Genomic DNA, 14623 nt, shown 5'->3' with positions numbered 1-14623 from the left:
TCCATCGTTGAAGAGGGAGGAATGTAGCATGAACCTGTTCATTGCAGCCAAAGAAAAGTTTATGGAAGATTACAACAAGCAGCTGGAAACGGAACGAAAACAAGAGGTGCAGCAGTCGGCTGACGGATACAATCAATTGAATCAGACGGAAAATGCAGCAAAGCGGCTGAAGTAGAGGGTCTTTAGGGCCCTTTTTTTATAAAAAAGCGGACGGCAAATTCTTCACACGTCCGTTTGATGAGTCACGATCGACAGTTTATAATTTGCATGATGGTTTAAAATTGTAAAAATTGATCCAACAGTTGATTTGAAGGAAACTTGCATTCGAGAGTCCCCGCTGATTTTCTAGTTTTGAATGACAGGACGTTATGATAAGCGCCTTTTGTATAGATATTAAAAAAAGCGTGAATAAAACACTCGAGTTTAACTTGATTCATCCTCTTATGGTATACCTTCAATCACTCTTTCATGGTTATCCGGTTGTTCTTGAATCATCTCTATTATTTTCCTATATTTACAGATTACCCTAAATCCTCTTGATGTTTTTCAAATCAAACGCTAAAAATACTTGATTATATCTATTTAAATGATGATCGGTCATAGTATAAACTGATCGTAAATAAAAGGAAAGGTATAACCGGCAAAACATTACTAATAGCTCTGATGTTGGGCTGAGAAAGGCATTTGCCCTCCTTTTCCGGATTCAGCAAAACAAGATCAAAACCACACTTTGGTCACTCTGCCTGTGCCAACCGACGAACTCGTCCAAGAATACAGACGCAGTTATCGTCCCTTATCTGCATTTAGATCACTTTGACGATGCTGCCAAAGATCTAGGATCTGTTGCCGATAGAAATTAAACTGTTTGTCTGAAATGAAGCAGATGCTGAGGAAGTGAGAAAAGCCGGTTTTCAAAATATAGAGGTTCTAACAAAAGAACAGTGTTTGATCGATTCAAGAAGGCAAAAGGCAAGCATGGGAGAGGAGAGATATTAAATTTGCCGGAGAAGTGTGCGGCGTTGTCTTTAAGCACTAAAAGAGAAAACGCTGTTTGTAAAAGGGGGGTACGGTTTGGTGTGAAGGTGTCCTGGAAAAAATCGCTGCACATCAGCCGGACATCATAGTACAGGAGACAATCAAAATATAACCCTTGAAATAGTAGTTTCGATGGTTTAGGATGGATATATATCTTTTATTTTACAATATTTATATTTAATGGAGGGGTACATTTATGAAAAAAATTACGTTATTAGCTTTTGTCGGTATCATGGTATTTGGATTTATTTTTATGGGAACTGGCAAGACGGCAGAGGCTGTAAGCAAAACAACGAGCTTTACATATCATTCGGGTATTGGGGATGCAAAGTCTTATATCCATACATCTGAAAATTATATAAACGTATATGCTACAGTTGAGTTAGGTAGAGTTGGCACTTGGGGTACTGCAGCATATTGCAAATTATATCTGCAACGCTACACAGGTGGCTCTTGGAAAACGATTGATACCGCTTCTGGTGATGCAGAATATGGTAAAAAACTAAACGTTACATTTTCGAATATCGCCAAAAAGTCTGCCTCTACCCGGGTAAAGGTTAAACTTTATAATAATTGGAAGCATTCAGAATTAATGCAAACAGTGTATTCAAGCAAGTGGACTCGATAAGTTAAGTAAGGCTCTCTTATAAAAGGAGAGCTTTATTTTTTGACAGTTAACGGTTACTCCTCTTTTGAGCTGTAACTCTACATTAAAAAGATCTTTATGTGTTTGTTTCTTCCTCCTTGGTCTGGCTTTTTAAAAGCTTCTTCACTTTTTCATACCTTCTTTAACTTAAAATCCCCGGAGACTAAAAAGCAGGAGCTAAAACACTGTATTGCAGCAGGTATAAAAAACCCAAGAAAACAACGTTTCTTGGGTTTCGAGAAATGCTCTTCAAAGAGCATTTTCTATTAACGAGAGTAGAATTCAACGATCAATGCTTCGTTGATCTCAGCAGGAAGCTCAGAACGCTCTGGAAGGCGAGTTAGTGAACCTTCAAGCTTTTCAGCGTCAAAAGTCAGGTATTCAGGAACGAAGTTGTTCACTTCAACCGCTTCTTTAACTGCAGAAAGGTTTTGAGATTTTTCACGAAGTGAAATCGTTTGGCCAGGTTTAACTTGGTAAGACGGAATGTCAACGCGGCTTCCGTCAACAAGAATGTGACCGTGGTTTACCAATTGGCGTGCTTGGCGGCGAGTGCGCGCTAGGCCAAGACGGTAAACGATGTTGTCAAGACGTGCTTCAAGTAGAATCATGAAGTTTTCACCGTGTTTACCAGCCATTTTCGCAGCTTTGTCAAAAAGGTTGCGGAATTGGCGTTCGTTCACACCGTACATATGGCGAAGCTTTTGCTTTTCTTGCAATTGCAAACCATATTCTGATAGTTTTTTACGCTGTCCCGGACCGTGAGGACCTGGTGCGTAAGGACGTTTTTCTAATTCTTTACCCGTACCGCTCAAAGAGATGCCTAAACGGCGGGATAATTTCCAGCTTGGACCTGTATAGCGAGCCATAATGTGACTCCTCCTTTGGTTTTATTTTTGTGAAAATAAAACCCATCTGTTCAATTCAGCCATGTCCATTTTGTTTTCATGTATCCTCGCTCCAGCAGCAAAGAGTTACACGATACACCTTAATAGATAAGGAACAAAATGAAACACAGAAGCAGAACAAAAAGGCTGCATTATTTCACACAAAGAAGATTATATAATGTCCGCTGTGCAAAGTCAACCATTCATGGACTGTCCCAAAGAGTCTGAATCATTAATAAGTATAAAGTCCTGTTTTTTATGATATAATCAGGAAAATAAAATACATAAAACGGATTTTTTTAAGGTGATGACCATGAACAAACAAACTGAAGACCTATATCTGTCTTTTCATCAGAAGCTGTTCCAATTTCTTTTAAAAAAGCCGGCCGTCTCGTACGATGACTCTGTTGCCTGGCTAAAAGCGGCAGCAGAGTCATTTTTTTCGTTTATATCTCTTACATTGCGTCCTTCTTCAAGTCCGCAGGGAGCGAACGGCCAAAGCGGCCAGATCAGCCGAGTTAATGATTATTATATCATTATAACAATAGAAGAAAACAGCAAATATATAGAACTTTTGTGTCAAAAGAATCATAAAGTACCAGAACGTCTTGCTGAATCCATCCGCCTGTTTTTAATGCATTGTCTGAAACTTGATGCATTATTTCATGAGGAGCTCAATAAAACAAAGATTTATGAAAAGACGGCGCTGCTGCATGAGCTGATGGATCAGGAGCAGGTGCTCAAGACAATGGTTGAAAGTTTGAGGGATGTTTTTCCTTTTTTGGCATATTGTCTTTTCTTGTCATACGACGAGGACCAATACATCAGCCTTCCTGCGATAGAGTTAGATGTGCAAAGCGAATCGACCGATTCTTTCGCCTTAGAGGCATACTTATCAGGACAGGCGAAGAGCAAAAATGAATCGGAAGTTTACATTCCGATTAAAGGCCGGCAGGGAACGTATGGCGTTTTGAAGGCTTTTGGACCAGGGGCTGCCGATACGGCAGCGGATATATGCATTATTTCGAATGCGGCAGGGAAAGCATTTGAAAATTCCCGGCTTTACGAACAGTCGCAGAATATGATTTCAAATTTGGAGCTGATTAATGAAACATCGCATCAGCTGAACCGGACGAAACGCCTCCCTGATATGATGAAGAGTTTGTCCGAAAGGCTGATCAGTTCATTTGGCGCCGAAGAGGTGGGCTTTTTTTATAAAAATCATTTGGACGAGGAAACCCTGCTGCCGGGAAGCACAGGTTTTTTTCAGACGGATGCGGCCCTTCTATACATCCGCTATGTTAAAGAAAAGATTTCAGAGGAAAACGGGGTATTTGTCGGAAACGGTTCTTCGTTTTTTGGAAATGAAGGTTATGCTTCATTAATGGGCGTTCCGATGCTGGAGAATAATGAAAACAAAGGATTTGTCATCGTATTGAAAAAAAACGTCTGCTCTTTTTCATTTGAAATGTTTAAGCTGTTTCAGACGCTGATCAGGCATTCCACGCTCGCCGTGTCGAATTTGATGCTGCGTGACCGGCTGAAGTATCTTGTTCAAACAGACCGTTTGACAGAGCTTTACTCGAGAAGCTATTTCGATGAAAAAATCGGGTACAGTATGAAAGCGGATGAGAGCGGCGTACTCGTATTGATTGATATCGATGATTTTAAACAGATTAACGATACGTACGGCCATCAGAAAGGCGATGATATTCTCATTCAAGTCGCCAGGGTGATCCAGCGAAACATCCGCGACCAGGACGTCGCAGCAAGGTGGGGAGGAGAAGAGCTTGCGGTATACTTGCCGAAAGCAGGGCTGAACACCGGTGAAATGCTTGCTGAGAGGCTGATTACGCTTGTCAGGGAATGCACTGATCCAAAGGTGACGATTTCGTGCGGGGTATCCAATTGGTCTCAGGATCGTCCGAAATCTTTAACCTGCCTTTTTAAAGAGGCGGATGTCGCGCTGTACAATGCAAAGCGAAACGGGAAAAACAGGTTTATGACACATTAAAAAAGAGCCGGATTTACCGGCTCTTTTCGCTTAAACGCTCTCCAAGCATCTCTGTGAACTTTTTCAAATAATACTCATCTGTTTCATCGAAGCGGTTTTTAATCGGGCTGTCGATATCGAGCACTCCGATGATGTTCCCGTCCACTTCAAGCGGAACTACGATTTCGGATTGGGACGCCGCATCACACGCAATGTGTCCGGGGAACGCGTTCACATCTTCAACGCGCTCGACCCGGCCGTTTGTATAAGCGGTGCCGCAGACGCCTTTCCCGAACGGGATTCTTACGCATGCAGGAAGTCCCTGGAACGGACCGAGCACAAGCTCGCCGTCTTTGGCAAAATAGAAACCCGCCCAGTTGATGTCTTCCAATGATTGATACAAAAGAGCGGAGGCGTTTGCTGTATTGGCGATCATATCAGGTTCGCCTTCTGTCAGCGCATCGATCTGTTTGAGGAGAAGCTCGTATTTTTTTTCTTTGCTGCCTTCTGTTTTTTCGACATGAAACATGATAATTTCCCTCGCTTTTTCTTTGAAATGGCAAAAACACGCTTGCCGTGATGCTATTTGTCGAGCACTTTTTACAGGAACAATTCCGCTTGAAGTGGAATTGTTTTAAGTAAGAAGGGGTGAAACAAGATGGGATCAAACGCTATTTCAACCACGAAGGACAGGATCATCGAATCTGCCGTGGAGCTGTTCAACCAAAAAGGTTTTTCAGGAACATCCGTCCGCGAAATTGCCCGAGCAGCCAATGTCAATGTCGCCCACATCTCCTATTATTTTAATGGAAAAGGCGGTTTAATGGAGCATTTGATATCCCGATTTTATGAAGGCTATTTAAGAGTCCTTGAAAAGGGTTATGAACGCCTTCCGGATGCAGGTGCAACGGATTGCCTTCTTCAATTGGTTTTTGATATTCTATCGTATCAGCATGAGCACCGTCAATTAACTCGGTTTGTTTATCGCGAAGTCACGATTGATTCCACACTGAATCGCGAAGTGATGTCAACATATTTAACAAAAGAAAAGTACATTCTCCACCTGATCATTGAAAAGGGAAATGAGGACAACGAATTTTCCCGTTTTCCCCTTTCCCATTTTATGATTCAGCTGAAGTCGCTTTTAATGATGCCTTATCTGCAGCCTCAATATATTTCAGAAGTGCTGTATGTACAGCCGCACGAGCCGTACTTTTATCAGGCGTATTACAAGGAAGTCAAAACATGGCTTCTCAGTCTGTTGTACAGAGAAGGTCGGCAAGCCGCCGTTATTTAGCCAAGCGGCTCTCAAAATGTTCGTAACCAAATCCGGCATCCTCTGCTTGGTGGGCATCAGACCCAAAGACAAGCGGGATGTTTTTTTGTTCCGCTTCTTTTATCATCCATTCTTCCATATAGACGTCGCCTGCATAAGGCTTGCGGAGGCCGGACGTATTAAAGTCAAGTTCGTATCCGCGCTTTGCGGCTTCATCCAAACAGGAGGAGACCGATTTTCTGACGCTTTCTGACATCGAATACGGAAACAGCTTCACAAATTTTTTCGCCAGCGTAATGTGGCCGATTCGTTTTGGCTTAAATGCTCCCAGCGGTGATACAATGGAAGAATAAATTTCGTCATAATAGGCGAGATAGACCTGTTCTGTGCTGCCGTAGCAGCCGATCAGCTGCTGAAACGCTTTTTCATCGTAGTCAAGGCAGATGTGCGATGATCCGGCCGGCAAAAAATGAACGGAAAGAATGCTGTCGTCAAGATGCGTGCCGTATTGATCGAGAAAAGCTTTCGTTTCGTGTTCAAAGGTGCGGATATAATCGACTTCAAGACCGATTAAAACGTCGAGCTGTCCTTTGTACTCTTTCTTCAGTTCGGTCAGCCGTTCAATATAGCGGTCCAGCTCGGAGATCGGCATGGCGCTGTCTTTCTCCGGGGTCGGATCCATGAATGAAGGCGGAAGCGGCGCATGCTCGGTAAAGGATACGGATCGGAAGCCTTTTTTGCATAATTCTTCTATATAATATCTGAATTCGTCTTTTGATCCGTGCGGACAAAAGGGAGAATGAACATGACCGTCTCGTTTCAGCATGATGTCACCCCGTAAAAAAATAGTCAGATGTTGTCACTTTGATGTAAAAAAATTAAAAATTCTGCTCAAAAAATGTTGGTTACATGGTATCATAAGAACAATGAAAACGATAGTTTAACTTCATTTTTACATAACAATTTCAAATACATACCCTGACAGAACAGATAAACAGCAAGGGGGCTCATTATGGAGTTTGTCATTGGCTTACTGGCGTTATTTTTAATCTTATTCGCTACGGGCTACTTATTCAGAAAAAATATATATAAAGAGATCGACCGTTTAGAAGCTTGGAAAATCGAAATCATGAACCGATCGATCGTGGAAGAGATGTCAAAAATCAAGCATCTGAAAATGACGGGGCAGACTGAGGAATTCTTTGAAAGGTGGCGCCGGGAATGGGATGAAATCGTCACCTCGCATATGCCCAAAGTCGAAGAGCTTCTGTTTGAAGCCGAGGATTGCGCCGACAAATACCGTTTTCAAAAATCGAAACAGGTGCTCGCGCATATTGAGAATCTTTTATCAGCGGCTGAATCCAACATTGAAGACATCTTAAAGGAAATCGCCGATCTTGTCTCGAGCGAAGAGCAGAACCGCAAAGAAATCGAAGAGGTAAAAGAACGGTATACAAAAGTGCGGAAAAACCTTTTGGCATACAGTCACCTGTACGGAGACCTCTATGAGAAAATTGAAACCGACCTCGATACCGTGTGGGAAGGCATTAAACAGTTTGAAGAGGAAACAGAAGGCGGAAATTATATAGAAGCCAGAAAGGTGCTGCTCGCCCAAGACCGTTTGCTTGAAGAGCTTCAATCATACATAGACGATGTGCCGAAACTGCTTGCAAGCTGCAAGCAGACCGTTCCGCAGGAACTCGCCAAATTGAAAGCCGGCTATCAGGAAATGATCGATAAAGGGTACAAGCTCGATCATATTCAAGTGGAGAAGGAGCTCGAAAACCTTTTGAAAGAATTGAAGCGTGCTGAAGGTGCGCTTTTGGACGAACTTGATTTAGAAGAAGCCGCCGCAATCGTGCAGATGATTGATGAAACGATCCAGACGCTGTATAACCAGCTGGAGCATGAAGTCGAAGCAGGGCAGGAAATTTTGGAGAAAGTGCCTGAGCTTGCCGCTGCATTGGAAAAGCTTGAAGCCTCCAAAAAGGATACCGAAGCTGAAACCGAACTCGTCAAGAAAGGCTACAGACTGACAACCGGAGAACTGGAGAAACAGCAGTCATACGAAAAGCGCCTTGAAATGATCGAAAAGCAGTTCGAACAAGTGAAAGAAAGGCTTGATCAGAAACATGTCGCCTACTCGCTGTTAAAGGAAGAGCTTGCGGATATCGAAAAGCAGATGGAAGCCGCTCAACGGGAGCATGACGAATACAGGGACATGCTGCAAATGCTGAGAAAAGAAGAGCTTCAGGCAAGAGAGCTTCTCAAGCAATTAAAGCAGACGATCAAGGATACGGCTCGGAGCCTGGAGAAAAGCAATGTTCCAGGGATTCCGGAAGCCATAACCGAAAAGATCCGGCAGTCGCAGACGACTGTGCAGAAAGTGACAGAACAGCTGAATGAGCTGCCGCTGAACATGGATGCGGTGAACGAACGCCTTCAAGAGGCGGAACAGCTTGTCACAGAAGTGAAAACAAAGACGGATGAACTGGTTGAAATGGTTTTGCTGATCGAACGCATCATCCAATATGGCAACCGCTTCAGAAGCCAGGACCGGATTCTTTCCGAACAGCTCAAAGAAGCAGAAAAAAGTTTTTATGCATATCAGTATGAAGAGGCTTACGACATTGCCGCCAGAGCGGTCGAAAAAGCGTCGCCGGGAGCAGTTGCCCGGCTTGCAGCGGACGCGAAGCAGCCTGAATAGAGCAAAAACCCGGCACGTGAAAAGGCGTGTCGGGTTTTTTTGTCTATAGCTGCAATGAAAAATAAAAAAACCGGCCCTGTTTAAAAACAGAGCCGGTTTTTCAAAGATCAGCTGACTTTCTTTAATTTGTCTTTCGGCGAAGCGATGAAAAATGTCACAATGTAACCGATCACCGCGCCGATAACAGCCGGAATGACCCAGCCGACACCCATGCTGAACAGCGGGATGTTCGCTTTTAAGATATCGTTTACCGGACCCAGCGGAATTTTCGCCGCGTTTAATCCGTCGATGATGCTTAAAATTCCAGTCGGGATAAGGGCACCGATATAGACTTCGCGTCGTTCAGCAAACAGCTTGTCAATGAAAGAGAGCAAAACGACGACGATCGCAAGCGGATAAATCGCCGACAGAATCGGAACTGAAAACGAGATGATTTCTGTCAGTCCGAAATTGGCAATCACAAGGCTGAAAAGCGTCACGATGATGACAACAGCTTTGTAAGAGAGCTTCGGAATCAGCTTTGAAAAATACTCTCCGCAAGAGGAAACGAGTCCGACGCTCGTCGTCAGGCAGGCGAACAAGATCGCGATACCGAGCACGGCATTTCCAAGCGAGCCGAATAAATACGCGGAAGCTTTGGACAATATTTCGCCGCCGTTGTTGAGCGAACCGACGGTTTCAACACTTGTCGCCCCTAAATAAGCGAGAGAAACATAAACGAGTCCGAGACCGACTGCAGCGACGATCCCCGCTTTGATGCATGAAGCGGCGATTGACTTTGGATTTGTAACGCCGCGGTCTTTAATCGCGGTAATAACGACAATTCCAAATACGATTGAAGCGATCGCATCCATCGTTTTATATCCTTCTAAAAATCCGACAAACAGAGGTGCGGATTGATAGGCCTCTGTCACAGAGCCGATGCTGCCCATCGGGGTGATAAACGCTTTGATGACTAATATTGCGATTACAGTCAATAATATCGGTGTTAAAATTTTACCGATGCGGTCAACAAGCTTGCTTGGGTTTAAAGCCAGGAAATAAGTGATTCCGAAAAATATCAGGGTAAAGATAAACAGATAAAGACTTGATGAATGTTTCCCTAAAAACGGCTCCACCGCTATCACGTATGAAACATTTCCTGTCCTCGGAATAGCAAACAAAGGTCCGATCGTCAAATAAATGCTGACGATTAATATCGTGCCGAAGACCGGATGGGCTTTGTCAGCTAGGCCTTTTGCACTCCCTTTTAGAGCAACCGCGATGACGCCGAGCAGCGGAAGACCGACGCCTGTCAGCAAGAATCCGATGATAGCCGGCCAAACATTCTCTCCGGCAGCTTGACCGAGCTGGGGAGGAAAAATCATATTTCCCGCTCCGAAAAAGAGGGCGAACAGCATAAGTCCAATCGCCGTCGTTTCCTTAGCGGATAGTGAAGTTTTCATTAAAAAGAACCTCCTGGTTTGTTGTTTAAATTTTCTGTCAATTTATTTTCGTGATATAATATGACAAAAGTCCAAAGACTATTATATTTTAAAAATCAGAGAAGTCAAACATTTATTTTTAATTTTCAATTACAAGTTGATATGATAACATATACAGTCATGAAAAAGAACGTTCATTTTTAAAGGAGTAGATCATGATTTATCTTGATAATAGTTCAACAACAAAACCATATCCTGAATTATTACAAATTTATGAACAAGTAAATCAGCGCTTCTTCGGCAACCCGTCGTCACTGCACCGCCACGGCATTGAAGCGGATCAATTGCTTTCAGAAGCGCGGAAACAGATCAAAACGGCGCTTTCGCTAAAAAGTCATGATATCGTGTTTACGTCCGGGGCTTCAGAAGCCAACAACATGGCGCTGAAAGGCATTGCTTTGGCACATATGCAAAAAGGAAAACATATCATTGCTTCCTCCATTGAACATCCGTCTGTGACGGAATCTTTGGAGCAGCTGAAGACAGCCTTCGGCTTTGAGGTTACATATCTTCCTGTCGACAGCCGCGGATTTGTTTCGCTTGAAGATCTGAAACAAGCGCTCCGCAAAGACACGATTCTGGTGAGCATCATGCACGTCAACAATGAAACAGGTGTCATCCAGCCTGTGGAAGACATCGGCAAAATCGTAAAAGAAAACACAAGGGCATACTTTCATGTTGATCACGTTCAAGGCATTAACAAGGTTCCGCTGGACATCTCCGGGGCGGACATTGACCTTTGTACGATATCGGGCCATAAATTTCACGGCTTAAAAGGAACAGGAGCGCTCATTCTGAACGAACGGATTTCGCTTTTTCCTTTGATTTCCGGAGGAGAACAGCAGAACAACAGGCGTGCCGGAACTGAAAATACCGCCGGCGCTGTTACGCTTGCAAAAGCGATCAATATGTCAAAACAGGATTATAACCATTATATAGAAGAAATAAAGGCGGCAAAATTGGCTTTTATCAAGGAGCTAAAAGAGCTAAAAGGTGTTATATTAAATACGCCGGAAGAAAACAGCGCGCCGCATATCATTAATTTTTCCGTGCCGGGATTGAAGGCTGAGGTCCTTTTGCATATGCTAGAAGAGCGAGGTATTTTCGTATCGACGACATCAGCATGCTCTTCAAAACAGCATAAGCCGAGCAAGGTGCTTTTAGCAATGGGAAAAGGTGAAGATGCAGCGGCAAGCAGCATCAGAATCAGTATGACATACCGGGACAATCAGGAGATTGTCGGCCCGTTTATGACGGCCTTAAAAGAAAGTTTACACAAACTAAAAGGAATTATGAGGTAGAGACACAATGAATGAAGACTATATTTTAATCAGATTTGGCGAAATTTCAACAAAAGGAAAGAACAGAAAGCTTTTTGTCGATCGCCTGAAAAGAAATATCAAAATGGTCTTGCGCGATTTCCGCAACGTCCGTTATGAGTCAACACGTGACAGGATGACTCTCGTATTAAACGGAGAAGACGCGGAAGCCGTAATGGCCCGTCTGAAAAACGTTTTCGGCATCCAATCGTTCAGTCTTGCCGTGAAATGCCGGACAGATCTGGAAAGCATTAAAGAGACGGCGCTCGCGTCTGTTCAAGAACAATACAAGCCCGGAGATACCTTTAAAGTATCGACGAAAAGGGCTTACAAGCAGTTTGAATTAAATACAAATGAGATGAATGCCGAAATCGGCGGACACATTTTGCGCAACACCGATGATCTTACCGTTGACGTTCATTCCCCGGACATCCATTTGCGGATCGAAATTCGGGAAGATGCTACGTATTTGACATTCCGGGATGAAAAAGGTGCGGGCGGACTGCCGGTCGGAAGCGGAGGAAAAGCGATGCTTATGATATCCGGCGGAATTGACAGCCCTGTTGCCGGGTTCTATGCCATGAAGCGCGGGCTTGAGATCGAAGCTGTTCACTTTTTCAGCCCGCCATATACAAGCGAACGGGCCAAGCAAAAAGTGATTGATCTCACTAAACGCCTTACGGCTTTCGGCGGAGACATCAAGCTTCATATCGTTCCGTTTACGAAAACCCAAGAGCTCATTCAAAAGCAGATTCCCGAAAACTATTCCATGACGGCGACCAGAAGGCTGATGCTGCAGATCGCCGACAAACTGCGCGAACGACATAACGCGCTTGCCGTTTTTACAGGAGAAAGCCTCGGCCAGGTGGCAAGCCAGACGCTCGAAAGCATGTATGCCATCAACGCGGTCACGAGCACGCCGGTTTTGCGCCCTTTAATCGGCATGGATAAGACGGAAATCATCGAAAAAGCGAAGGAAATCGATACGTACGATATCAGCATACGTCCGTACGAAGACTGCTGCACGATCTTCACGCCTTCTGCGCCGAAAACGCGTCCGAAAAAAGAAAAAATCGAACACTTTGAAAGCTACACAGATTTCGAACCGCTCATCAACGAAGCTGTAGAGAACACAGAAACGATTGTTTTGAGCAGCAAAGCGGAAACGAAAGATCAATTTGCGGACTTTTTCTAAAGGAATATTCGATCAAACGCCTTTGTCTGTTTTTGCATACAATTACCAAACATTCTTTGTATGAAGTCATGTGTTTTTACACAATCTATACTCACAAGGAGGTGAGAACACATGGCTCAAAACAACAGACAAAGCAGTTCTAACCAACTATTGGTTCCTGGTGCTGCTCAAGCTATCGACCAAATGAAATTCGAAATCGCTTCTGAATTTGGCGTTAACCTTGGAGCAGAAACTACTTCTCGTGCAAACGGTTCAGTTGGAGGAGAAATCACTAAGCGTTTAGTTTCTTTCGCTCAACAGCAAATGGGTGGAACACAACAATAATTAAAATTAAAAAGCAATGGATAATGGGTGGGGTTTAATCCCCACTCTTTTTTATGTTCTGCAAAATAGGCATTTCGGAATACAATTGTATGAAAGGATTATGTATAATAAAAAGATGGCACAAGACAAGGAGATGGATGGGTTGAGAAGAGAAGATTTGATTGCGCCGGAGAAGTATAACGCGGTTGATGAAATTGAAAAATTTAAATCTTCCCGTGATAAAACCGCTTTGATCTGGGAAGATGAATCAGGACGTCAAGTGTCTTGGACTTATGAAAAATTAATTGAAAGGGCTTACAAAATCGGCAGCATATTGACCCGTTCTGGACTGAAAAAAGGTGACAAGCTTATCGTGATGATGCCGCGGATCCCGGAGACGTATGCCGTCTACATGGCCATTTTAAAAGCCGGAATGGTGGTCATCCCATGTTCCGAAATGCTCCGGGCGAAAGACTTGGATTACAGGATCAAGCATGCCGGCGTCAAAGGAGCCGTCGTATATTCAGCATTTCTTGATGCTTTTCTAGATGTTCAAGCAAAAGATGAGCTGTCGTTATTTGCCGTCGGAGAAAGCAGAGAAGGGTGGATCAACCTGCCTGAAGAAATGAATCAGGCCGTTGCCGCGGATTTTCAAGCGGCTGATACCTCTCGCGATGACATCGCATTTTTATCTTACACATCAGGCACGACCGGTCAGCCAAAAGGAGTTGTACATACACACGGCTGGGCTTATGCTCACTTAAGAACGACAGCTTCCGCATGGCTTGACATTTCAGAAGGGGATCTCGTCTGGGCAACAGCGGGGCCGGGCTGGCAAAAATGGGTATGGAGCCCGTTTTTAGCAGTGCTCGGCAGCGGTGCAGCCGGCTTTATCTATCACGGGAAATTTACGCCGGAAACGTATTTGCAGCTGATTGAGCGCCATCAAATCAATGTGCTATGCTGTACGCCGACAGAGTATCGATTCATTGCGAAAGTCAATGATTTGTCTCGCTTTGACCTGTCTTCTCTGCACAGCGCTGTTTCGGCCGGGGAGCCGTTGAACAGGGAAGTCATTGATACATTTAAAAAGCATTTTCATATTGATGTGCGGGACGGATACGGACAAACGGAAAGCACGCTGTTGGTGGGGATTTTAAAAGGAATGAAAATCAAGCCTGGAAGCATGGGAAAACCGACGCCTGGAAACCTGGTTGATATTATAGACGGGAATGGAAAGAGCTGTCCGCAGGGCGTAACGGGCGATATCGCCGTCCACTTAAGCACGCCGGCACTCTTTAAAGAATATTACAAAGATCAAGAACGAACGCTCCGCCAAAGAAGAGGAGATTACTTTATAACAGGGGATAAGGCGCGAAAGGATGAAGACGGCTATTTCTGGTTTGAAAGCCGCAATGACGATGTGATCATCAGTTCAGGATATACAATCGGCCCGTTTGAAGTTGAAGATGCACTGATCAAGCATCCTGAGGTCAAAGAATGTGCTGTTGTGGCAAGCCCTGACGAAATCAGGGGATCGATCGTGAAAGCATATGTTGTCTTAAAGGATCGATCCCGCGGCAATGAACAACTGACAAAGGAATTGCAAAACCATGTAAAAGCCATGACGGCCCCTTATAAATACCCCCGGGAGATAGAATTCATCGAAGAACTGCCGAAAACGCCATCGGCGAAAATTAAGCGCTTTGAACTAAGACAACGGGAAATCGTTCTTAAAACAAAAGCTGAATAACCACACAAGAGGGGGGGAATATCCT

At 44.0% G+C, this 14623-nt stretch carries 13 protein-coding genes and 1 pseudogene; 10 read left to right on the top strand and 4 right to left on the bottom strand.

The window, feature by feature from the left end:
- Positions 1-28 precede the first annotated feature (28 nt).
- From MHH76_RS15745 to MHH76_RS15735, 3 genes and pseudogenes are all read left to right on the top strand, one after another.
- On the top strand, positions 29-175 hold the full coding sequence (locus tag MHH76_RS15745; RefSeq protein ID WP_165688280.1) for a hypothetical protein: 147 nt from the start codon (positions 29-31) through the stop codon (positions 173-175).
- A 434-nt stretch (positions 176-609) separates the two neighbouring features.
- A pseudogene (locus tag MHH76_RS15740) lies at positions 610-1140 on the top strand (MBL fold metallo-hydrolase); the annotation flags it as partial.
- A 91-nt stretch (positions 1141-1231) separates the two neighbouring features.
- Positions 1232-1663, top strand: coding sequence for a hypothetical protein (locus MHH76_RS15735; protein WP_020452597.1), 432 nt, complete (start codon positions 1232-1234; stop codon positions 1661-1663).
- Positions 1664-1947: 284 nt separating this feature from the next.
- On the opposite strand, the gene rpsD is transcribed toward MHH76_RS15735, so the two are convergent.
- Positions 1948-2550: a 30S ribosomal protein S4 gene (gene rpsD, locus MHH76_RS15730; RefSeq protein ID WP_020452596.1), complete on the bottom strand. Its 603-nt coding sequence runs from the start codon at positions 2548-2550 to the stop codon at positions 1948-1950.
- Between the two features lie 331 nt (positions 2551-2881).
- Between rpsD and MHH76_RS15725 the strand changes: the two genes are divergently transcribed.
- Entirely contained in the window at positions 2882-4582 is a 1701-nt protein-coding gene (locus MHH76_RS15725) for a GGDEF domain-containing protein (RefSeq protein WP_043054432.1), read from the top strand.
- 13 nt (positions 4583-4595) lie between these two features.
- Here the strand turns inward: MHH76_RS15725 and MHH76_RS15720 are convergent, their stop codons facing one another.
- Positions 4596-5090: a GAF domain-containing protein gene (locus tag MHH76_RS15720; RefSeq protein WP_020452594.1), complete on the bottom strand. Its 495-nt coding sequence runs from the start codon at positions 5088-5090 to the stop codon at positions 4596-4598.
- A 129-nt stretch (positions 5091-5219) separates the two neighbouring features.
- Here MHH76_RS15720 and refZ point away from each other — a divergent pair, with 129 nt between their 5' ends.
- Positions 5220-5858, top strand: a complete 639-nt coding sequence (gene refZ / locus MHH76_RS15715; protein ID WP_020452593.1) for a forespore capture DNA-binding protein RefZ — start codon at positions 5220-5222, stop codon at positions 5856-5858.
- On the opposite strand, the gene hisJ is transcribed toward refZ, so the two are convergent.
- The gene (gene hisJ, locus MHH76_RS15710) at positions 5851-6663 is read right to left on the bottom strand and encodes a histidinol-phosphatase HisJ (RefSeq protein WP_043054431.1); all 813 of its coding nucleotides are present in this window, start codon (positions 6661-6663) and stop codon (positions 5851-5853) included. The two genes, refZ and hisJ, sit on opposite strands and share 8 nt — an antisense overlap.
- A gap of 186 nt (positions 6664-6849) precedes the next feature.
- Between hisJ and ezrA the strand changes: the two genes are divergently transcribed.
- Complete coding sequence (gene ezrA, locus MHH76_RS15705; protein ID WP_043054430.1) at positions 6850-8544, top strand: septation ring formation regulator EzrA; 1695 nt, start codon at positions 6850-6852, stop codon at positions 8542-8544.
- A 107-nt stretch (positions 8545-8651) separates the two neighbouring features.
- On the opposite strand, the gene brnQ is transcribed toward ezrA, so the two are convergent.
- Positions 8652-9989 carry a branched-chain amino acid transport system II carrier protein gene (gene brnQ / locus MHH76_RS15700; RefSeq protein ID WP_020452590.1) on the bottom strand — a complete coding sequence of 446 codons (1338 nt, stop codon included), beginning with the start codon at positions 9987-9989 and terminating at the stop codon, positions 8652-8654.
- Positions 9990-10183: 194 nt separating this feature from the next.
- Between brnQ and MHH76_RS15695 the strand changes: the two genes are divergently transcribed.
- The 4 genes from MHH76_RS15695 (at position 10184) to MHH76_RS15680 (ending at position 14598) form a co-directional block, all read left to right on the top strand.
- Positions 10184-11329: a cysteine desulfurase family protein gene (locus tag MHH76_RS15695; RefSeq protein ID WP_020452589.1), complete on the top strand. Its 1146-nt coding sequence runs from the start codon at positions 10184-10186 to the stop codon at positions 11327-11329.
- Positions 11330-11336: 7 nt separating this feature from the next.
- Positions 11337-12542, top strand: a complete 1206-nt coding sequence (gene thiI / locus MHH76_RS15690; RefSeq protein ID WP_023855502.1) for a tRNA uracil 4-sulfurtransferase ThiI — start codon at positions 11337-11339, stop codon at positions 12540-12542.
- Between the two features lie 111 nt (positions 12543-12653).
- Positions 12654-12866 carry an alpha/beta-type small acid-soluble spore protein gene (locus MHH76_RS15685; protein WP_003184396.1) on the top strand — a complete coding sequence of 71 codons (213 nt, stop codon included), beginning with the start codon at positions 12654-12656 and terminating at the stop codon, positions 12864-12866.
- Between the two features lie 133 nt (positions 12867-12999).
- Positions 13000-14598: an acyl--CoA ligase gene (locus tag MHH76_RS15680; protein WP_033155109.1), complete on the top strand. Its 1599-nt coding sequence runs from the start codon at positions 13000-13002 to the stop codon at positions 14596-14598.
- The last annotated feature ends 25 nt before the right edge of the window (positions 14599-14623 follow it).

This window comes from Bacillus sp. FSL L8-0193 (assembly GCF_037976065.1).
Classification (GTDB): Bacteria; Bacillota; Bacilli; order Bacillales; family Bacillaceae; genus Bacillus; species Bacillus paralicheniformis.
The sequence above is the reverse complement of the archived record's forward strand: the minus strand, read 5'-3'. Positions and strand labels throughout refer to the sequence as shown.